We start from the raw sequence: 21,601 nt of genomic DNA, 5'->3' as shown, positions 1-21,601 counted from the left end.
ACCTTTAAAAGGTGGCAAGGAGCGCCTGTTTAGCGTTGATTTGTCCATTCCGACGAGTGAACTTCACCATCTTGCTCAATGACAACCGAATGTCCCGAGGTCATCGAATTTTTCGTTAAATACCATAACAGGTAAGCCGTAATGATAAACACCACAACCAGCACTGCATTCCTGAGACGCATATTTTTTTTCTTTGGCCTGACACAAGGAGAAATCGCCAATGAATTAACAGGAATGGATGTCAGATTGATCAATGAGGTTCTGTCATAAACAAACTGCCCACACGACGTGTCATACTGCGCCGTATAGAGGGTTTCTACTTCAGGGTGAGTGCTAAAAGCATCTTCCACCACACCTGCCTGAGGCTCATCAAAAGAAGGGGTCACACCAAAACGGTATCCCAACTTAGGGATAGTCACGATGATTTGCTTATCTTTATCCTGCAAATTACGCCGCAGTGCGCGGATCACCTGCGCAATGCTTTGCGATGTTACATATCCCCCTTCCCACACACAGGACAGGAAATCATCCTGTGACACGGGATGAGGGTATCTTTCGCAAAGCAGAGCCAACACATCGGACTCCTTTTTCCTTAATTGATATAAGGTGTCACCACAGCTTAATGTCCTGAGCTTGGGGCTAAAAATGAAGCCAAGAAAGTAAATATTGCCATCATTCATTAAGCTAATGTTCATTTGCATATCCGCCTGATATTTTATCTAACAAAGGAATCCACCATCAGGGAATTCTCACTACAAACCATGGTGGCAGTGATTACCTCTCCTCCTTAAATGTCTGCCACCAAGATACTCATCATCCATCCTTATGATAACCCACCATAAAAACGCACCTTGATTGGTTCATGCAGCAGCGAAAATATTTTATAAAAACATGAAGTGAAATAATAAAAACGATGTTTTGATTTCTAATACATTGTTTTTTTCTTAATGCAATGCATACATGATCATTGTAAATGCGCGGAATTAAAAACTGTTTAAAACTATTAATAACATTGCATCCAATCGATAAGACAAATCATACCAAGATAAAAATGGCATTTAATAACCAAGTGTAACTATTATTTTCAATTAAGCTACAAAAAGAAAAACACGCCACAATCAGATATAAAAATGTCATTTCACTGGTGGTTTCCCATCAAAAGAAAAACATATAAGTGCATGATTTTCAATGCATTGAAACAGAAAAAACCGATAGCCAATTAAAAGACAATCTCACCACAACACTTTCACACATTCCATTCGAAATCATCAAATAAAATGGCTCCACGATCAATGCCAGCTAATCTATTTTCAGATACGCGATGACCACGCCAGGTCTTTTAGCGATAAGTGATCAGAGAAAAAAAGTAAATATATATACAATAATAATTTTTAAGACAGTCTATCACGCCAGGCTGCTAGCATAGGTTATTTGGCTCGGTGCATAACAGTTGCCACATTGAAAATGTCTCACCAAGCCATTAAAAATAATAAAACATAATTTTACTATGAAAGCGGTTTTGTGGTATTGGTTAGACATTGATATAACCCCCTTTTTTCAAGATATGATTCATTTATGATATGGCACTATAATCTTCCGGGCAGGGTTACTCTTGCAAAAAACGATTCTTGCAAAACTTCCCTGCCCTCGTCACGGTAAATAATAAGGATGCACCCAGGTTATATCCCTCAGGGCGCAAGCAGAGCTTATCCGTGCCACCGGAAAGGATGTGTGGTGACCTCCGACAAACCGGTAAAGGTTATACGCGTTTGCAAAATGCCCGAGCCGGAATGGCTGGCCCAACACTGTTCCTTAATCGCATAAACATGTGACTTCTCTTGATAGCCCACATCAGCGCTCGTAAAGACGCCTGGATTAATGGGATAATTAACGTTACGCGTATCACCTTGCCCATCGATAACCTTGTGTACAATGGTCAACGGTGCCATCAGCCTCCTTTGCCCTGCTAAATCAAAACGCGTGTTGGGTTGTACCAGTGCATGATGCATTTTGCCAAAATGGCTTCCTTGGCACGCATCATCATACTCTCCCGTGCTGGTGACAATTCTGCGCGAATAATACGAGGTCGCCAAATGGCTGCCGTATATTTGCGTCGGTTTGGTCGGGTTGACACTTGCCTCAGAAGTGGATGTTTTCCCTTGCAATATGCCATGGCCATAAGCAACCACTTCCACGTGTACACGCTTACCGATATAGCGTTCCTGCGGGCTAAAAGCGGTTTCGACGCTGCCAGTCGGTGAATCAATACGTTGATAATCGAGTTTGCGGCCCCATTCATCGAGTAACGTCACCTCGACATAATGCGGGGCATCATAAGGGGTGCTGCTGTTAACCGACCAGATTACGCGCAGTTTATCCTCGGTGAAAACCGGGGCCCATATCTGCCCTGACTCCACTAGGAAACCGTTGTTGCCATATTTTACCCCCGATACGCTGGGCATAGGCGTAGTGAACACCTGCACATCGTAAGCGCCCGTGCTGCTGGTATAAAACGCATTTTCCTGAATCGTCAGCCGAAGTCGGGTTTTGCCTTTTTTTAATGGCCCTGAGATCTGCCCTTGAGGCGTGATGGCAATGACTTCCTGATCGCTTGAACTCCACTCAACGATGGCATCGGCAGGCAGGTTCGTCGGTTTCTGTAACGTGAATACGCTGAGATCGGTCGTCGTCACGACCTCTGATGCAAAACGCACCGGTACACTTCCCTTACTTAACAGGTATGAAACGTTCACCGTCTCAGAGAGAAACTGTGCGGTTTCCTGCGTATGAAGGGAGATCAGGGCATTGCCCGGCGCGATCGGACGGAGCTCACCGCTATCCGTTACCTGAACCACGCGTTCCCGATCGCTCTGATAGGTTAACGGTAACGATGCGCCAACATCTGGGTTAGTGAAATGGCCTTCCACAGAATACGTCTTCCCCTCCCCCCAGACAGCCGCAATTTGTTGAGTTTTGACATTGAGCCCAGGCGACGCTTTCGCAACCTGAAGCTGGTAGCTCGCACTGGCGGGATGATATTGCGCGTTCCCCGCGGTCTGCACCGTGATGGTTACGGTTCCCGCTTTACGCAGCGTTATTTGCCCCGTTCCCCTGGCAACCGATGCAATGTCAGGATCGGAACTTGACCACATTTGTTGCAGCGTCGCAGGCGCCCCTTTTACCGTCTGAGAGTAGCGAAATTGATGCGTATACGTCACCTTCTGTAGGGCATTGTCGAACCGCAAATCCGGCATCACTGCGCCCACCGAGATAACCACAGCGCTGCCTATGGTTTTTCCTTCAACGCTTGCATTCAGAGACACGCGCCCCTTTTCTACTGATGTTGCTCTGGCCTGATAGGAGCCATCCTGGTTATCGCGCGTTGGCGTAATAGAAAATCCGGAAAGCGACGCTGCGCCATGAAACACCACCGTTTTACCCGAAATTGCATTACCGTAGACATCCCGCAACATTACGTTCAACAATGCGGCATCTTTACCGTCGGAACCAATCTCCGTTTTATCCGCGTGGAATCGAGAAACATCTTGGTCAACGGCAGCGGGATCAATCGTGACATCGGGTGCCTTTTTTTGGTTCCGATCGTTCAGATACGCCGTCATGCGCAGAATGCCTGCCGTTTGAGTGTTTAAAGTGATATGAGCGATCCCATTGGCATCGGTACTCGTAATCCGCTCTCCCGTACTGACATTACCCTCCGGCTGCCAAAATACCATCATGCCCGGTAGCGGATTGCCATTGGGATCGACAATGGTTGCGCTGTAAGTGATGCCAACAGGATCTCCGGCGGTCAACCGCATCCTGTTGACACTTACTGCGTCAATAACCCCTTGGCTGCCATCGCCGGTCACCACCAAGGGTTGCGTAAGACTGAGCGGAACATCATTGACGCGCACGGAAAGCAACACCTCTTGTGCATGTGTCGAGCTGACCTCGATGCGATAGCGTCCTTCCGCGAACGCTTTGGTTTCACCAAACAGTACGTTGGATTTGTCGCTGACAGCAACGACGCGCTGCCCTGTCAGTGGATTGCCTTTGTTGTCGCGCAATACCAGCAGCAAGACCGCCTTTTCTTTGCCTGCCACCAGCGTGGTGGGGTGAACCCGTAACGAGGAGTGAGCTTCCGATAACGTACCGGTTGTGAAGATTATCGTCTCCGCCGCGCGCGTTGAAAGTGGGCTCGACGCTGTGACAGTAACACCAAACGCCTGGCTACTGGTTATAGCGGTTACGGCAACACCCTCCTGGTTGGAAAGGCTTTGCACGTTGCTAAACCTGACCACACGAGCATCACGATCGGAAGACCAGTTCACTCTGACACCCGGCACGGGGTTACCCTGAGCATCCTTGATCAACGCACGATAGTGCACTGGTGATTGGCCGTCCGCGATGTAAGGTGCTGCGGAGGGCAATAGCTCGACCACCTGCGCAGTGTGGTGCTCAGGCTGGAATGCCAGCGTAACCTGATGCGCGGATGAACCCTGAGTATGCGCAGTCACCGTGGTGTTGCCCGCCCGGGTATTGGTCAGTGATACCCGAGCTTCGCCTTGAGCATCGGTGAGCGCGGTCGCACTTATCACGGCGCCATTGTCAGCCTGCAAGTGTATCTGCACATCGGGAACCCGATGTCCACTGGCATCCGTGACGGTAACGCTAATCGCATTGGCCGCTTTACCGTTGGCTACGGCATTATTTGTTTCCACCGCCAAATCGCTAATGGCAGCGCTTGCCGCATCCGCTGTCAACGTGACACGCGTTGTCGCCAGCGTGATGTCACGCGCAGAAGGCGCGATGGTGAACACGGTGGGCTGCGTGCCAGCCGTTAAGGTTGCGGCATATTCTCCCGCAGACTGGCGCTGAAATGCAGAAATCACCGAGGCATCCGCACTGCGCTTCGTCCTTTTTGCCGAAATCTGAATCTCATTGGGATCCAGATCGACAGGATTTCCGTGCAGATCTCTCACCTTAAGCGTTAAGCGCTGCTGCGCTTTACCATTGGCGGGGAGCGAGACATTTTCTGGCTCAAGGCTGCTGTTGAGTGCGCTGACCTCTGCGGGTAATACCGTCACCTGCGTTGTCGCACTGCGCGACATATTGCCTTGCGTATCCACCGCAACCGCACTCATGCTGTAGGTATTCTCTCCTTGCGGGCGATACTGCGGCAATTGAACACTGAAACGATCGTGGCTCTCTTTAATAATCTTTCCCCCTTGCGCCAGTAACGCAGAGGCAGACCAGTCAATGCGCGCCAGAGCATATTTGCTATTGACGGAAAGGGGGAACGCCTTCTGCTCACCGCCATATCCCATCAGTAAAGATGGGGTAAACAGATGAAGCAGGCGGGATTTACGATACTCCAGGACAATCTGATTATTACGATCGACGAAATCAAACCGGCTGCCAGCAACGCGACGCAGAGCGGTCACCTGCCCAGGGTCGATCTGCTGATGCCACGGTTGATTCAAGCGGTAATTGAGTTCCATTCCCCATCGCGTCTCGCTCGCCCCTGATTTCCCCTGACGCTGTTCGGCGTTCAAGGTCAAGAGCGGGAACGGCGTATAGCTGGACCCTATCGTGAGAGCATAAGGGTTGCGTTGGCGGTCATCTTTGCCAAACAGCGCCACCTCATCACCGTAATATTGTTCATAGACCAACTTGCCGCCAAGCTGTGGCCAGTCTGGCAAATATCCCTCGGTGCGAATATCCCAGCCATGCGCGGGACGCGCCTGATAATCAACAATGTCTGGTGATGGTTTCCAGCCGCTCATGCGTAAATAACTATTGAAACCAAACTTTAAAAAATCACGCCAATACTCCAGGCCAAAACCGATGCGAGCATGGGACTGAGACAGGTCATAATCAAGAAAAGCGTTCCCCCCAATGAGATAATCGTTTGAGCTATAACGCACGCCAAATCCCAGATTGGTCTGAGGATGGTCATCATTATTATGTAAGCTTGCCTGCATAAAAATCAGCCGATCTTTCTGTTCCTGCAACGGATACAGCACATCGAATTGAGACCGTTTTAACGAAAACTCCCGATCTATGCCAAACTGTGCGCGAACAGAAGCATAGGGGCTTAACCATTGCGTAATCGCCTGGCTGGCGCGTTCTGCCGCAACGCCACGCGCCATGTCAGAAGCATCGGCTCGATGGCGGTCACTTAACCATCCTCCGGCCCGGGAAGCCCATTCCGCCAGGGTCTGTTCCTCAGCGCCGACAGCGTCGACAGTGGGTGCTGGCTCGGCGAAAACCCGTGACACGGAAAACGTACCGAGAAGCGGAAAGCAGACCTGAATGCCTATATTTATCCAGACAAAAAGTTTTTGACAGAATGTCGTTCCCCGCTGGGGAGTCATGTTCATATTTATTCACCGTAAAAAAAGAAGAAAAACGAATTACAAAAATCAAGAAATAAAAACATGGCCATCTACTATGAAAGCCTATTTATTCATCACTGGAAATTTCAAAAAACAATTAACATCGACCAGAATACGAAAAGGCAGGATACGCCCAAAATCAGGGCGAAGAAATTAACGCCACATCAACACAATATATTGGAACATATAACCTCATGAACGCTCTTCCTAATTTCGATACACTCATTTTAAAAAAATTTAAAAAACAAACCCACAAACCAAAAATCGACTCAAATAAAAAAAAGAAAAAAGAAAATGAATATCATTTCAATCTTATTTCGCGCATTTATCTTCTCCCTCCTGACTATCGCAGCATTATCAGGTTACACACTGGGCAAACAGCATGTGCTTTTGACGGGAACGATTGGTGCTATCATGGAGCCACATCTGTCTGAGACGCTCCTTTGGCTGAAGGGCAAAGAGGGATTTCAATTGCTACGGCCAGAGAGGCATACATCTGAGGTCTGACTAATGAGTACAGCGTCAACAGGTAGCGATGCCCCCTTTGGCACGCTATTGGGATATGCGCCCGGCGGCGTAGCCATTTATTCTTCGAATTACAGCACGTTACCCCCAGAACACGATCACCGTGATGCCAGTTTCCGCAGCTATATTGGCAATGAATATATGGGGCATAAATGGCAGTGCGTTGAGTTTGCCCGCCGTTTTTTGTTCCTGAACTATGGCTCCGTCTTTACTGATGTCGGGATGGCCTATGAAATCTTCTCCTTACGCTTCCTGCGCCAAGTCGTTAACGACAATCTGCTGCCACTTCAAGCCTTCGCCAACGGCTCCCCGCGTCCTCCTGTCGCCGGGGCCTTGTTGATCTGGCAGAAAGGCGGTGAGTTCAAACACACGGGCCACGTCGCCGTGATTACCCAACTGCTGGGTAATAAGGTCAGGATTGCAGAACAGAACGTTCACCACACACCGCTGCCCCCCGGTCAGCAGTGGACACGAGAATTAACGCTGGAAGTCAGTGAAGGCCACTACACCCTCAAAGATACCTTCAGCGACACCACCATCCTGGGTTGGATGATCCAGACCAGCAACACGGAGCACAGCCTGCCGCAGCCGACCATTCCCCCGGCAGCATTGGTGCTCGGTAGCGCGCGACTCGAAAATAAAGGGCAGTTCGACGGCAAATGGCTCAACGAAGCCGATCCGTTGCAGAATGCCTATGCGCAGGCCAACGGCCACCGCATTAATGCCGATCCCTGCCGTTACTTCACCATGACGGAACGCGCCGAGCAGGAACTGATCAAAGCCACCAATGAACTGCATTTGATGTATCTACATGCAACGGATAAGGTCTTGAAAGATGACGATCTGTTGGCACTGTTTGATATCCCCAGGATCTTGTGGCCACGTCTGCGGCTTTCCTGGCAACGCCGGCGTCACCATATGATCACCGGGCGGCTGGATTTTTGTATGGATGAGCGTGGACTGAAAGTCTATGAATACAATGCAGATTCCGCATCATGCCACACAGAAGGTGGACTGATTCTTGAGCAGTGGATGAAGCAGGGCAATATCACCGACGGCTACAACCCCTCGGAAGCGTTGCTTGACGAATTGGCGGGTGCCTGGCAGCACAGCCACGCCGCCCCCTTCGTTCACATCATGCAGGACAAAGATGTGGAAGAAAGCTATCACGCGCAGTTTATGCAACGTGCACTGACACAGGCGGGCTTTGACAGCAAAATCCTCTACGGACTGGATGAATTGGGCTGGGATAGTGCCGGGCAACTGATTGATAGCGAAAGTCGCCCGGTTAACTGCGTGTGGAAAACCTGGGCATGGGAAACCGTGGTTGAGCAGCTTCGTGAAGTAAGCGATACCGAATATGCCGCGCTGCCTATCCGTACCGGCCATCCGCAAAATGAGGTGCGCCTTATTGACGTGCTGCTGCGCCCTGAAGTGCGAGTCTTTGAGCCGCTGTGGACCATGATCCCCGGAAACAAGGCAATACTGCCGGTATTGTGGTCACTGTTTCCCCACCATCGCTACTTACTCGATACCGACTTCGTGGTGAATGAGGAATTGGCGCAAACGGGATATGCGGTAAAACCGATATCGGGACGCTGTGGCAACAACATTGATTTGATCAACCGGCACGAGGAAGTGCTGGACCAGACCCACGGCCAGTTTGTTGACCGGAAAAACATCTATCAACAACTCTGGTGCCTGCCGAAGGTGGACGGAAAATACCTTCAGGTTTGTACTTTTACCATCGGCGGCAGTTATGGCGGCGCTTGTTTGCGTGGCGATGATACCCTGGTGATAAAAAAAGAAAGTGATATCGAACCGCTTATTGTTTTGCCTGACGAGAATACCCGGAAAAATAAATAATGCATAACAAGGGGGATGCCGCTATTTACGGCATCCCTTGTTCACCACCAAGACAGCAAAGACAATTTCCGGAGAGATTAATACATTTATCGTTATAGATAATAAATTTTCCCACTATAATAACGCGTGGATAAGTCATAAAGATGGGGGGAATATAACAATCCCTTTTTGCTCAGGACACAGGAAATTAACCATACCAAGAAAAAAATAGACAATGCCGTTCGTTCAACGCAACTATCCGTCGCATTGTTATCATGGTACTCGGTACCCATGCCCGCCGTTTGCAAATTATCCGCATAAATATACGATACGCTTCGCGCATGAAGAAGCTAGCATCAGAATCAGATACATTTTCCGTTAGCGCTTTGATAACGTTCTGGAGGGTAAACCTCTTTGGGTGAATCCGTGCGGGGGGAAGTGGTAAGATATACCGTACCCTGGATTGGAAATGTTGCTGGCAGGGTCTTTTGGTTTAAGCAAGTGCTTGCAGCATAAGTGGCTTGTCCATTGAATCCCCAATAGCTAAAAATGAGTAAGACAGAGATGAATGAACCTATCGAGAAGGATTTCACCGACCATACGCCCATGATGCAGCAGTATTTCAGGCTAAAGGCGCAGCATCCTGACATCCTGCTATTTTACCGCATGGGCGACTTTTATGAGTTGTTTTACGATGATGCCAAACGTGCATCACAGCTATTGGATATTTCGCTCACCAAACGCGGTGCTTCGGCCGGTGAGCCCATCCCCATGGCAGGCGTCCCGCACCATGCGGTTGAAAACTACCTGGCAAAACTGGTGCAGCAAGGCGAATCCGTCGCCATCTGCGAACAAATTGGCGATCCTGCTACCAGCAAAGGCCCGGTAGAGCGCAAAGTGGTGCGTATCGTCACCCCGGGAACGATCAGCGATGAAGCGCTGTTGCAGGAAAAACAGGACAATCTTTTAGCCGCCATTTGGCAGGACGGGCGTGGCTTTGGCTATGCCACATTGGATATCAGCTCCGGGCGTTTTCGCGTTATGGAACCGGCTGATGAAGAGACCATGGCGGCAGAGCTGCAACGAACCAACCCCGCGGAGTTGCTTTACCCGGAATCGTTTGGTGCCTCTCATTTGATTGAGCATCGCCATGGGCTGCGCCGCCGTCCGCTGTGGGAATTTGAGTTGGAAACGGCGCGTCAGCAGCTCAATATGCAGTTTGGCACACGCGATCTGATCGGTTTCGGCGTAGAACAGGCGAAACTGGCACTGCGCGCCGCAGGCTGCCTGCTTCAGTATGCCAAAGATACGCAGCGTACCTCACTGCCACATATCCGCAGCATCACCATGGAACGCCTGCAAGACGGCATCATTATGGATGCCGCTACGCGTCGTAATCTGGAACTGACACAGAATCTGGCAGGCGGCGTCGAAAATACCCTGGCTGCCATTCTGGATTGTACCGTCACCCCAATGGGTAGCCGTATGCTTAAGCGCTGGCTGCACATGCCCACTCGCGACAGACACGCGCTGACGCAACGCCAGAGCACCATTCTCGCGTTGCAGCCGCTGGCAGAAGCCCTTCAGCCCCCCTTGCGGCAGATTGGCGATCTGGAACGTATTTTGGCTCGTCTGGCGCTGCGCACCGCCCGACCGCGCGATCTGGCGCGCATGCGCCATGCATTTCATCAATATCCAGCCATCCATGCGCTGCTGGCAGAAAGCAGCGCAGCATATATCCAACAGCTTTCTCAGCATGTTCATCAGTTTGACGAACTGTGCGCACTGCTGGAGCGTGCCGTGGTGGAAGCCCCCCCCGTGCTAGTGCGCGATGGCGGAGTGATCGCCAGCGGCTATAACGCCGAGTTGGATGAATGGCGTGCGCTGGCCGACGGTGCCAGCGATTATCTCGATCGTTTGGAAATACGCGAACGCGAAAAACTGGGACTGGATACCCTCAAAGTCGGGTTTAACGGCGTGCACGGTTATTACATTCAGGTGAGCCGTGGGCAGAGCCATTTGGTGCCCATTCACTATGTGCGCCGCCAAACGCTGAAGAATGCCGAGCGCTACATTATTCCTGAATTGAAAGAGTACGAAGATAAAGTGCTCACCTCTAAGGGCAAGGCGCTGGCGCTGGAAAAAGCCCTGTACGACGACCTGTTTGACCAACTGCTGCCGCACCTTGAAGCACTGCAACAAAGCGCCGCCGCGTTAGCGGAACTTGATGTTCTAAGCAATCTGGCAGAACGTGCAGATACGCTGAATTACGTTTGCCCGACGCTGAGCGAGCAGCCGGGGTTAAAAATTGAAGGGGGCCGCCATCCGGTAGTGGAGCAGGTGTTGAGCGAGCCGTTTATTGCCAACCCCCTGTCGCTCACACCGCAGCGCCGTATGCTGATCGTTACCGGCCCGAACATGGGCGGTAAGAGTACCTATATGCGTCAGGCGGCGCTGATCGTGCTGATGGCCCATATCGGCAGCTTTGTGCCTGCTGATAAGGCCACCATTGGGCCGGTTGATCGCATCTTCACCCGTATTGGTGCCGCAGACGATCTTGCCTCTGGACGTTCCACCTTCATGGTAGAGATGACGGAGACGGCCAACATTCTGCACAATGCCACCGCCAACAGCCTGATATTGATGGATGAAATTGGGCGTGGCACATCGACCTACGATGGTTTATCCCTGGCCTGGGCCTGTGCGGAAAATCTGGCGCAACGCATCAAAGCCATGACGCTGTTTGCAACCCATTACTTTGAATTAACCCATTTGCCAGAAAAAATGGAAGGCGTAGCGAATGTGCATCTGGATGCACTGGAGCATGGCGACACCATAGCGTTTATGCACAGCGTTCAGGAGGGAGCCGCCAGCAAGAGCTACGGCCTCGCCGTTGCGGCACTGGCGGGCGTGCCCAAGGAAGTGATTAAACGTGCGCGGCAAAAGCTTAAAGAGCTGGAGTCACTTTCCAATCACGCTTCTGCCAGCCACGTGGATGGTGCGCAACTGGCACTGTTAACCAGTGAAGAGCCTGCTCCGGCGGTCGAAGCACTGGAAGCGTTAGATCCCGATACGTTAACGCCGCGTCAGGCTCTGGAATGGCTGTATAAACTGAAAGCGATGGTATAGCGTCACGACAACAGCGGCCTTTCTCTGGGAGGCCGCTTTTTATCCCGTCGCTTCGGTGTTGTTATTCGTTACAGTGGTTTTGCGCTTTCATCTGAAATGGCGCGCTGCTGGGCACCAGGCTTTTTACCGTCATCCCCTCTTCCATCGAAGGCACAACGGCAAAATGCGCGCTGAAGGTAAGCAGCACCGCGTCCTCCGAGGATTTACGCACCTGTAAGTAACGCTTTTCCATCACGATATTGTTTACCACCGGGTAGGTGACACCGGTAAAACAATCAGCAAATACCGCCGCATCGGCCATATAGCGGTACAAACCACGCATCGCCATCGGTGTGGTCGGCAACGGCGCTTGGGTCGCCGTCAGGCGATAGGTATTGGACGATACGATTGGCGCACCGTCTCGATCGAGCATTTCCAGACCATTTTCCAGCGGTCTGAAGTAGCTTTTTTCGCCTTGCACATCGGTGAGCACCAGCTTATCCGCCGTGCGCGCCCATTTGCCATAGGTCGCAAACACGCGATTGCCAGGGCGATCGGTTTGATAATGATGTTGTAGTATGAACGTACCATTTTCAGCCAGGAATAATGAAGTATCGATACCGGCACAATCTGCACAAGGCAATACGCCGCGATAACTCTGTGCCATGGGCTGCAATGCTTCCTCACGCACCGGTTTGGGCGTATGGCACCCCATCAACCCTGCTGCCACTAAAACCAGTAGTAAGCCAAGCGCCATTTTTTTCACGCTATACTCCTCCCCCATCCTCTCCTGTCACCCAGGATCATGACGACTATTGGGCCGGTTGCCACTCGGCAAAGGTAATTTCCAGATTATTCTTATCATCAGACAACCACACCGCACGATCCTGGAGGGTTGCCTGTAACGTCATGGTGCGCTGTACCATGGAGGCCAGCGCCTGCAATTGGCGATCGTCTAAAAAACGGACGGCAAGATTGCGATACGGCCGCAGCTTTTGTTCCATCGATTGCCACCAGACATGGGCCGCTCGCTCACCGTAGACATACAGCACGACGTTGGGAGACTGGTTGCAGGCTTTTTTGAGCCGACGCTCATCGGGCAGCCCTAATTCAATCCACAGTTTCAGCGCCAGTGTGTCATCACGCAACCAGATTTCCGGTTCATCATCGGCACATAACCCCTTGGTGAAGCGCAAATTTTCATCCGCATGGCAGATCCACGCCAGCAGCCGCAGCATCATGCGCTGTTCGGTTTCGGAGGGGTGCTGCGCCAAGGTCAAATTGGCATCGTAAAAAAAAGAGCGGTCCAAATCCGCAATATTCACTGCTGCTTTATAAATCGTTGCTTTTAATGCCATTCGCTACCTCGTCTCCGTCTGCCACAAGTGTACCTTGAGAACCGGTGAGACGCACAGCATACCGACAGCAATTCGGAAAACAGACCGGTCACAGCCTCACGTATAACACCTCAAAAGGTTAAAATTGTGCGCTAACTGAAGCATTGCTTAACAGCGGAATGCTGATATCCTGCTGATGCCTATGCTATAGTCCTTTTGATAACGAATACTTATTTTCGTGGGATTATCTCCCCTTATCAGCAAAAAACGAGGCCATCGCGGCGACAACAGGCACAAAAGCCTACGGCGGTGGGCTTCCAAGGGAGGATATTGTGCAGCAACATTCTGAATTGGTTCGTCGTTTATACGCGGAGATCGCCAGCGGCAATCTGGGCTACATACCCGATGCATTAGGTTGTGTTTTGCAAACCCTGGATGGGATCGCAGCCAATGGCGACTTGCCGTCCACCGTCAGGGAACAGGCGGCCTTCGCCGCAGCTAACTTATTGGTGAGCGATTATGTCAATGAGTAACGAATATCAACCCATCAATTGTGATGATTACGATAGCCTTGAGGCTACGTGCCAGCAACATCTCACGCTGACGCTCGAGTTGCGCAGCGGAGAAACCCTCACAGGCAAGGCCAAGGATATTGTCTCGCGCAAGCAAGTGGAATATCTGGTAGTGGAAGAAAATGGCGCACTGCGAGAGCTGCGTCTGGATCATATCGTGAGCTTCAGTAATCCAGGCATCGGCAAAGTGGTGGTCAGTGAATCCTGACGCCTAAGAGCGCCAATGCTCAATACAACATTTCTCTAACGGACAACCCTGGTTGTCCGTTTTGCATCCACGACTAAATCGCTAATATTTGCTGTAGATCACGCGAAAAAAAATGTCCCCCAGTAAAAACCCGAGTGACAAAAAACCGCTCTCAGATAAATCTATCTATGAAATAAATCAGACAATCTGTTCAAGGGGGTTTTATGTGTATCGCTGGAATAAGTCTGGATCGCCAACTCTATTCAACGAACGACTACCAGCCATTAAACCAGGGTCAAAATGCTACCGTCATGGGGAAATCTTCGCAGACAAACCCCGATAAAGCCGTGTGGCCACAAAAATTACTGCATGTCAGTAATATCAGTAATACATTCACCAAAAAGAAATGGGAGAAATTCCCGGCATTACAGGCTGCGCTGATGGAAACGAATTATTCCCGACATTTTGCCAGTGACTCTGCCACCTATGAAAAGATCTTACAGTGCCAGAAAAAGTTACGCGAAATTGATCTTGAGGTTGTGGAAAAAATCTTAGCGCTGCACCATGACGAATCGGCTTCACATCGCATCACCCCTGAATTGAAAGAAAAAATAAAAGAAATTGAAGCCACTGCGGATTTGTTCTTCAATACCTTGTCAGACATCAGGAAGAGCGACAGAATCATCCACAGTGAAGCGTCTCAAAAATGCTTTTTCTCCAGGCGGGTGGTGTTGGGAATCGCCCTTACAATCGTCGGTATGGCGTTGGCAGCTACCGCATTTGTTCTGCCTATCGCTATTCCGGCACTGGCTATTTCAGCCCCGCTATTACTGGGTGCGCTACGCGGGTTGGGGTTGTTGGTTTCCTGCACCGATGGGTCACTGAATATTCGTGATGCAATAAATAAGTGCTATCAAAAGTCGAAGAAAACGGAATCCATTGAATTCGCTGATGCATTTTCAAAATTACACGATTATTTGAATGAGATTAAACTCATCGGTATAACCAGTTTGGCCACAAGAAAAGCGGAATTACTCAACGGGGGCAACGCGTTACTGCGTGATACATCAGAACAACAAGAAAGTATCCAGCAGGAAATCACGCGACAGTTAGAAGTGACAATACAGCCGTTACGAGCAGAAATAGAGAGATTGAGGCAGCAGCTCAATATACAGCCCCAAATAGTACCCGCCCACACCGAAACAGACTTACCCTTTATCGCTTTGCCCCTGCATGGGTAGTCAGTAGCCTGAGTAGCGCTGATAGATTCTGAATCAGCGCTACGTCATCCGCCACACTATCTGCCATGCGGTATCATTTGCTGACGTATCCCCTTCCCGCATCACAAAGACACCAACAGCGGCGATCGGCTGCTGGTTATAATACACAATAGGAATTTGTTCGCGCTTCCACGGAGGGATCGCATATTCCTGCCACAGTTTTTTCGCAGATCGTCCGCCGCTGCGCCCAACAATATGCAGTGTCCCTTTCAGACCAAAACGCACGCTCACTTGCTCGTCGGGATGCGGGCGTCGGATACGCATCCCTTGTTCGGCCAAGGACAGAAAACCTAACCGGTGCGGAAGCGTTAGTGCGCCCTGCTCGGGGTGCCAGGGTAACACCAGGCTGGCGACGTTGGCGCATGGGGCAACGCAGTACAAACGCTGACGAAAGCGTCGAATCTGCACGCTACCCAACTGTAACAGCGGTTCTGCATCCTGACGGCTGAGTGCCACATCCTGCCACAGGTGCAGCAGTTGTTCGCGTGAAGGCATCGTCACCTCATGCGCTCTCAGCCAACGCCGCAACAGCGCAAAACGGTGCGGTTCACTCAGAGGGATCAAAGCATCAATCGCCAGCGCGCCTTCTGTATCACAGGCCAACTGAAGCGATGCCGCCAAAAGCTCATCCAACAGTTGTTCCTGCTCGGCGCACAGCCGCGCGCTGCGTGCTACGGCCTCTGGAAATGACGGCCAGCGCTGTTTTAGTTGCGGTAGTACCTGCAAACGGAGAAAGTTGCGATCGTAACGCGCGTCGCCATTGCTCTCGTCTTCCACCCACGCGAGCCGGTAATGATGGGCATAATCATCAAGTCGCGCCCGCGCTACACCCAGCAATGGGCGCAGTAAGGGATTCGTCCCCAACAACCCCGTAGCCCCCATCGCGGAAAGCCCGGCGGGGCCGCTGCCGCGCTTGAGCGCCAACAGGAACGTTTCACTCTGATCGTCGAGATGCTGTGCGGTGAGCAGCACCTCGTCAGGCAGCAGATGCTGGCGCAGTGCCTGGTAGCGCACCTCGCGCGCTGCCGCTTCAACGCCACGCTCACGCGCATCGACCGTGACCGGCAGCACCGCGCAGGGAATGTCCCATTGCTGGCAGGTATGCATGCAGTGCTGCGCCCAACGATCCGCCTGAGCACTTAGCCCATGGTGCACATAGGCAGCACGTACAACAAGATCCGAGCGCTGCTGCATCAATTGATACAGCATATGCAACAGCACGCTGGAATCCAGCCCACCGCTATAAGCCACCAGCACACGCTGACAGCCAGCAAGCTGCACCGCTACGTTTTTGAGTAGCGTTGCCACATCTGTTCGCTCACTGCTCATAAAGCTCCAACGGTAATCCATCCGGATCGCGTAAGAAGGTGAAACGACGCTGGGTAAATTCATCCACGCGCACAGCCTCACAGGCGACGCCTGCGCGTTGCAGTGCATCGCACGCCTCGTCAATATCGGCCACCGCAAAAGCAAGATGGCGCAGGCCACAGGATTCAGGCTGAGTAGGTCGTGGCGGTGGAGAGGGAAACGAGAACAGCTCGATAACGTAGCGCCCCTTTAACGCCAGATCGCCCTTCCATGAGTCACGCTCTGCCCGATAGGTTTCCGCCAACAGCTCAAACCCAAGGACATCGCAATAAAATGCCTTACTGCGCTGGTAGTCAGAAGCGATAATGGCAATGTGGTGAATAGCGGTCAACGCCAGCATGCGTACTCCTTGTGGTGGCAAGGGGGTAATGGGAATAGCCGCATAATAGCAAAAAGTCCGCCTCCTTGCGGAAAGCGGACTTTGTTCAGCCTGATACGTCTGGGATCAACAGTAACCGTAGTTCATCAGACGATGATAACGGCGATCCAGCAGCGCGTCTTTATCAAATTCATCCAGCTCACGCAAGTCTGACAGCAGTTGCGCCTTCAGCGACGCCGCCATGGTTTCTACATCACGGTGCGCAGATCCCAGCGGTTCAGGAATGATAGCATCAATCAGATTCAACTCTTTCAGACGCGGGGCGATTATGCCCATCGCTTCCGCCGCCAGCGGCGCTTTATCGGCGCTCTTCCACAGGATAGAGGCACAGCCTTCCGGTGAAATCACGGAATAGGTGCTGTATTGCAGCATGTTGACCTTGTCACCCACGCCGATCGCCAATGCACCACCGGAACCGCCCTCACCGATCACCGTACAGATAATCGGCACGCTCAGACCGGACATCTCACGCAAGTTGCGCGCAATGGCTTCTGACTGGCCGCGCTCTTCAGCGCCAACGCCAGGGTATGCGCCCGGCGTGTCGATAAAGGTGATGATCGGCAGGTTAAAACGCTCTGCCATTTCCATCAGGCGCAGCGCTTTACGGTATCCTTCAGGCGCAGGCATACCGAAGTTGCGGCGAATTTTCTCTTTGGTTTCGCGCCCTTTCTGATGACCAATGATCATCACCGGACGCCCATCCAAACGCGCGATGCCGCCCACAATCGCTTTGTCATCGGCATAGGCGCGATCGCCCGCCAACTCATCAAAGTCGGTAAAAATATGGCTGACATAGTCCAGCGTGTAGGGACGCTGCGGATGACGTGCCAATTGCGCAATCTGCCAGGCACCCAGATCGGCAAAAATCTTGCGCGTCAGCTCAACGCTTTTTTCCCGCAGTCGCTGGATCTCTTCGTCCAGATTAATATCCAATTTTTCATCTTGACGGCTGACTGAGGTCAGCGAGTCAATTTTCGCTTCCAACTCTGCAATCGGCTGCTCAAAATCAAGAAAATTCAGACTCATAGTATTCCTATTTTAGTCAAATTCCAGTTCCACCTGGGTGTTCCCCAGCAGCGTGCGCAGGTCATTAAGCAGCACATCGGTTGGCGTCACACGCCATGCCACGCCAAAACGTAACCGGGCGCAGGCATCCTCCCGCTGGTAGTAAAGGTGTACCGGGATCGTCCCCGATCGGTGAGGTTCCAACGATTGGCGGAGACGGTTTAATAGCTGGTCATCAATTTGCCTGTCAGTCAGCGAGATAGCAAGCCCGCGCGCATATTTTTCACGCGCTTCACTGATATCCATGACCTCTCGGGCCATCATTTTAAGGCCCCCGCTAAAGTCATCAAAGCTGACCTGTCCACTGACGATCAGAATTCGGTCTTTTTCGAGCAGATGCTGATACTTATCCAACGCTTCCGTAAACAGCATCACTTCCAATCGGCCGGAACGATCGTCCAATGTACACACGCCAATGCGATTGCCTCGCTTGGTGACCATTACGCGGGCAGCCAGCACCAGGCCGACGGCCGTTGTCACTTTGCCCCGATCCGTCGGGTGCATGTCCTTCAAACGCAAGCCAGCAGCATAGCGTTCAATCTCCTTGAGATACTGCGTGATCGGGTGGCCCGTCAGATAAAGCCCTAACGTTTCCCGCTCACCGTCCAACACCACCTGCTCCGGCCAGGGAACCACCGTGCTGTAGGACTGTTCTACCTGCTCCGGCGCTTCCGCCAGAACACCAAACATATCTGCCTGACCGATTGCTTCGGCCTTGGCATGCTGATCGGCGGCCTTCAGCGCATCGTTGAGCGAATTCATCAACGCCGCGCGATGCGGCCCCAGCCGGTCAAACGCACCGGACATGATCAGCTTTTCCAGCACGCGGCGATTCAGTTTCTTGATATCAGTGCGGGCACAGAGATCGAACAGCTCGCGGAAATACCCGCCCTGATTTCGCGCGTCGATGATCGCTTCTATCGGCCCTTCACCGACGCCCTTGATCGCGCCGATGCCATAGACAATTTCGCCGTCATTATTAACGTGAAAATGGTACAGCCCGCTGTTGATATCCGGCGGCAGGATTTTTAACCCCATACGCCAGCACTCATCCACCAGCCCCACCACTTTATCGGTGTTATCCATGTCCGCCGTCATTACGGCGGCCATGAATTCGGCAGGATAATGCGCCTTAAGCCACAGCGTTTGATACGACACCAGTGCGTAAGCGGCTGAGTGCGATTTGTTAAACCCATACCCGGCAAATTTTTCCACCAGGTCGAAGATCTTCATCGACAATTCGCCGTCGACGCCCATACTCTTCGCCCCGTCCTCAAACACGGAGCGCTGCTTGGCCATCTCTTCGGGTTTTTTCTTACCCATGGCGCGACGCAGCATGTCTGCGCCGCCCAGCGTATAGCCGGAAAGCACCTGGGCTATCTGCATCACCTGTTCCTGATACAGGATGATACCATAGGTCGGCTCCAGCACCGGCTTGAGCGATTCATGCTGCCACTGAATATCAGGATAGGAGATTTCTTCACGTCCGTGTTTACGGTCGATAAAGTTATCCACCATCCCTGACTGCAAAGGCCCCGGACGGAACAGCGCCACCAGTGCGATCATGTCTTCAAAGCAGTCCGGCTTCAAACGTTTGATCAGGTCTTTCATGCCGCGCGATTCAAGCTGGAACACCGCCGTGGTTTCCGAACGTTGCAGCATGTCGAAACTTTTTTTATCGTCAAGCGGGATCGCCGCGATATCAATCGGCTCCAGCCCTTGTCTGGCACGACGGGCGTTGATCATCTCCAGCGCCCAGTCGATGATGGTCAGCGTGCGCAGACCCAGGAAGTCAAACTTCACCAGCCCGGCATATTCCACGTCGTTTTTGTCAAACTGGGTAACCGGATGATTCCCTTCCGAATCGCAATAGAGCGGCGCAAAGTCGGTGATTTTGGTCGGTGATATCACCACCCCACCGGCGTGTTTACCCGCGTTGCGCGTCACCCCTTCCAGTTTGCGCGCCATGTCGATAAGCGCTTTGACTTCTTCGTCGGCGTCGTAAATTTCTTGTAGTTGCGGCTCGGCCACAAACGCTTTTTCCAGCGTCATGCCCGGATCGGGCGGCACCAGCTTGGAAATTCGGTCGACAAAGCCGTAAGGGTGCCCGAGCACACGGCCCACGTCGCGGATAACGGCTTTGGCCGCCATGGTACCAAAGGTGATGATCTGCGATACCGCATCACGCCCGTACATCTCCGCGACGTGATCGATGACCAGATCGCGCTTCTCCATACAGAAGTCGACGTCAAAGTCAGGCATTGACACGCGTTCCGGGTTAAGAAAGCGTTCGAACAGCAGATCAAATTCAAGCGGGTCGAGATCGGTGATTTTCAGTGAGTAGGCCACCAGTGAACCCGCCCCCGAGCCGCGCCCCGGTCCTACTGGCACATCGTTGTCTTTAGACCACTGGATAAACTCCATTACGATCAGGAAGTAGCCAGGGAACCCCATCTGGTTGATAACGTTGAGTTCGATCTCCAGACGCTCGTCATATTCCGGGCGACGCTGCTTACGCACCTCTTCGTCGGGAAACAGGAAAGCGAGGCGCTCTTCCAGCCCTTCCCTGGCGCGTTTAACCAGAAAATCCGCAGTGGACATCTCACCGGTAGGGAATTGGGGTAGGAAATACTCCCCCAGACGGATGGTGACGTTACAACGTTTGGCTATCTCGACGCTGTTAACCAGCGCTTCCGGGATGTCGGCGAACAGCGCGCACATCTCGTCTTCGCTGCGCATATACTGCTGCGCGCTGTAGTTACGCGGGCGCTTTGCGTCATCGAGCGTATACCCATCGTGGATCGCGACGCGAATCTCATGGGCATCGAACTCCTCGGCGTTGATGAATCGGACATCGTTAGTCGCCACCACCGGCAAATGGTGTTTCATGGCTAATTCAATCGCCGCGTGAAGATAGCTCTCTTCATCCGGGCGACCGGTGCGAATCAGTTCCAGATAATAGCGGCCTGGAAAGTGCTCTTGATAAAAGGCCAGGCTTTGCTCGACCAATGCCTGATTACCGCGCAGGATAAACTTGCCCACGTCGCCGTGCCGGGCGCCCGAAATCAGCAGTAAACCTTTACCGTATTCGATCAGCCAGTCGCGTTCGATGGTGGGACCTTCGGCACCGTAGCCGCGCTGATAAGCATGGGAGATCAGCAGGGTGAGGTTTTGATAGCCCTCGTTGTCCATGGCGAGCAGGGTGAGTTGCGCAAGTTCATCGCCCAACACATCGCTACTCACCAGAACATCCGCGCCGACAATGGGTTTAAGGCCCGCACCGTGTGCGCCGCCATAAAATTTCACCAGCCCGCACAGGTTGGTGAAATCCGTGATCGCCAGGGCTGGCATGCCCAGCGCGGCCGCCTTTTTTACCAGCGGCCCGACTTTTGCCAACCCATCGATCATGGAATAGTCACTGTGCACACGCAGATGGACAAAACGTGGTTCGGCCATATCCAGATCCTAGACGTTGTCGAAAACAGCCCCGCATTACCCGCGGGGTACCGATATTACCTGATTGCGCGCGGTTGACGG

At 52.1% G+C, this 21,601-nt stretch carries 14 protein-coding genes; 6 read left to right on the top strand and 8 right to left on the bottom strand.

Annotation, left to right across the window (positions count from 1 at the left end; all coding sequences use genetic code 11):
• Positions 1 to 29 precede the first annotated feature (29 nt).
• Both J5069_RS16070 and J5069_RS16065 read right to left on the bottom strand, forming a co-directional pair.
• Entirely contained in the window at positions 30 to 695 is a 666-nt protein-coding gene (locus J5069_RS16070) for a transcriptional regulator (protein WP_264644838.1), read from the bottom strand.
• Between the two features lie 1,011 nt (positions 696 to 1,706).
• Positions 1,707 to 6,281, bottom strand: a complete 4,575-nt coding sequence (locus J5069_RS16065; RefSeq protein ID WP_264644837.1) for an inverse autotransporter beta domain-containing protein — start codon at positions 6,279 to 6,281, stop codon at positions 1,707 to 1,709.
• 311 nt (positions 6,282 to 6,592) lie between these two features.
• On the opposite strand from J5069_RS16065, the gene J5069_RS16060 reads away from it, so the two are divergent.
• From J5069_RS16060 to mutS, 3 genes are all read left to right on the top strand, one after another.
• Positions 6,593 to 6,832, top strand: coding sequence for a hypothetical protein (locus J5069_RS16060; protein WP_264644836.1), 240 nt, complete (start codon positions 6,593 to 6,595; stop codon positions 6,830 to 6,832).
• Positions 6,833 to 6,908: 76 nt separating this feature from the next.
• Positions 6,909 to 8,789: a bifunctional glutathionylspermidine amidase/synthase gene (gene gss / locus J5069_RS16055; protein ID WP_264644835.1), complete on the top strand. Its 1,881-nt coding sequence runs from the start codon at positions 6,909 to 6,911 to the stop codon at positions 8,787 to 8,789.
• Between the two features lie 543 nt (positions 8,790 to 9,332).
• Complete coding sequence (mutS, locus tag J5069_RS16050; RefSeq protein ID WP_264644834.1) at positions 9,333 to 11,897, top strand: DNA mismatch repair protein MutS; 2,565 nt, start codon at positions 9,333 to 9,335, stop codon at positions 11,895 to 11,897.
• A gap of 61 nt (positions 11,898 to 11,958) precedes the next feature.
• Here the strand turns inward: mutS and nlpE are convergent, their stop codons facing one another.
• Positions 11,959 to 12,642 (bottom strand): envelope stress response activation lipoprotein NlpE, encoded by a 684-nt coding sequence (gene nlpE, locus J5069_RS16045; protein ID WP_264644833.1) that lies wholly within the window; start codon positions 12,640 to 12,642, stop codon positions 11,959 to 11,961.
• A 46-nt stretch (positions 12,643 to 12,688) separates the two neighbouring features.
• Complete coding sequence (locus J5069_RS16040; RefSeq protein ID WP_264644832.1) at positions 12,689 to 13,234, bottom strand: YaeQ family protein; 546 nt, start codon at positions 13,232 to 13,234, stop codon at positions 12,689 to 12,691.
• Positions 13,235 to 13,545: 311 nt separating this feature from the next.
• On the opposite strand from J5069_RS16040, the gene J5069_RS16035 reads away from it, so the two are divergent.
• The 3 genes from J5069_RS16035 to J5069_RS16025 all read left to right on the top strand — a co-directional run bounded on the left by J5069_RS16035 (position 13,546) and on the right by J5069_RS16025 (position 15,213).
• Positions 13,546 to 13,746: a YaeP family protein gene (locus J5069_RS16035; protein ID WP_222158376.1), complete on the top strand. Its 201-nt coding sequence runs from the start codon at positions 13,546 to 13,548 to the stop codon at positions 13,744 to 13,746.
• Positions 13,733 to 13,993 (top strand): Rho-binding antiterminator, encoded by a 261-nt coding sequence (gene rof, locus J5069_RS16030; protein ID WP_222158377.1) that lies wholly within the window; start codon positions 13,733 to 13,735, stop codon positions 13,991 to 13,993. Before J5069_RS16035 ends, rof begins: the two co-directional genes overlap by 14 nt.
• A 203-nt stretch (positions 13,994 to 14,196) precedes the next feature.
• A complete protein-coding gene (locus tag J5069_RS16025) occupies positions 14,197 to 15,213 on the top strand; it encodes a hypothetical protein (protein WP_264628168.1) in 1,017 nt (338 codons plus the stop codon).
• Between the two features lie 39 nt (positions 15,214 to 15,252).
• Here J5069_RS16025 and tilS read toward each other — a convergent pair whose 3' ends face one another.
• The 4 genes from tilS to dnaE form a co-directional block, all read right to left on the bottom strand.
• A complete protein-coding gene (gene tilS / locus J5069_RS16020; RefSeq protein WP_264644831.1) occupies positions 15,253 to 16,581 on the bottom strand; it encodes a tRNA lysidine(34) synthetase TilS in 1,329 nt (442 codons plus the stop codon).
• Positions 16,571 to 16,960, bottom strand: coding sequence for a VOC family protein (locus J5069_RS16015; protein WP_264644830.1), 390 nt, complete (start codon positions 16,958 to 16,960; stop codon positions 16,571 to 16,573). Before J5069_RS16015 ends, tilS begins: the two co-directional genes overlap by 11 nt.
• Positions 16,961 to 17,065: 105 nt before the next feature.
• Positions 17,066 to 18,025, bottom strand: a complete 960-nt coding sequence (gene accA, locus J5069_RS16010) for an acetyl-CoA carboxylase carboxyl transferase subunit alpha (protein WP_264644829.1) — start codon at positions 18,023 to 18,025, stop codon at positions 17,066 to 17,068.
• 12 nt (positions 18,026 to 18,037) lie between these two features.
• Positions 18,038 to 21,520 carry a DNA polymerase III subunit alpha gene (dnaE, locus tag J5069_RS16005; RefSeq protein WP_264644828.1) on the bottom strand — a complete coding sequence of 1,161 codons (3,483 nt, stop codon included), beginning with the start codon at positions 21,518 to 21,520 and terminating at the stop codon, positions 18,038 to 18,040.
• Positions 21,521 to 21,601 lie beyond the last annotated feature (81 nt).

The sequence above is a fragment of the Candidatus Symbiopectobacterium sp. NZEC127 genome (assembly GCF_025962675.1).
Taxonomy (GTDB): Bacteria; Pseudomonadota; Gammaproteobacteria; order Enterobacterales; family Enterobacteriaceae; genus Symbiopectobacterium.
The sequence above is the reverse complement of the archived record's forward strand: the minus strand, read 5'-3'. Positions and strand labels throughout refer to the sequence as shown.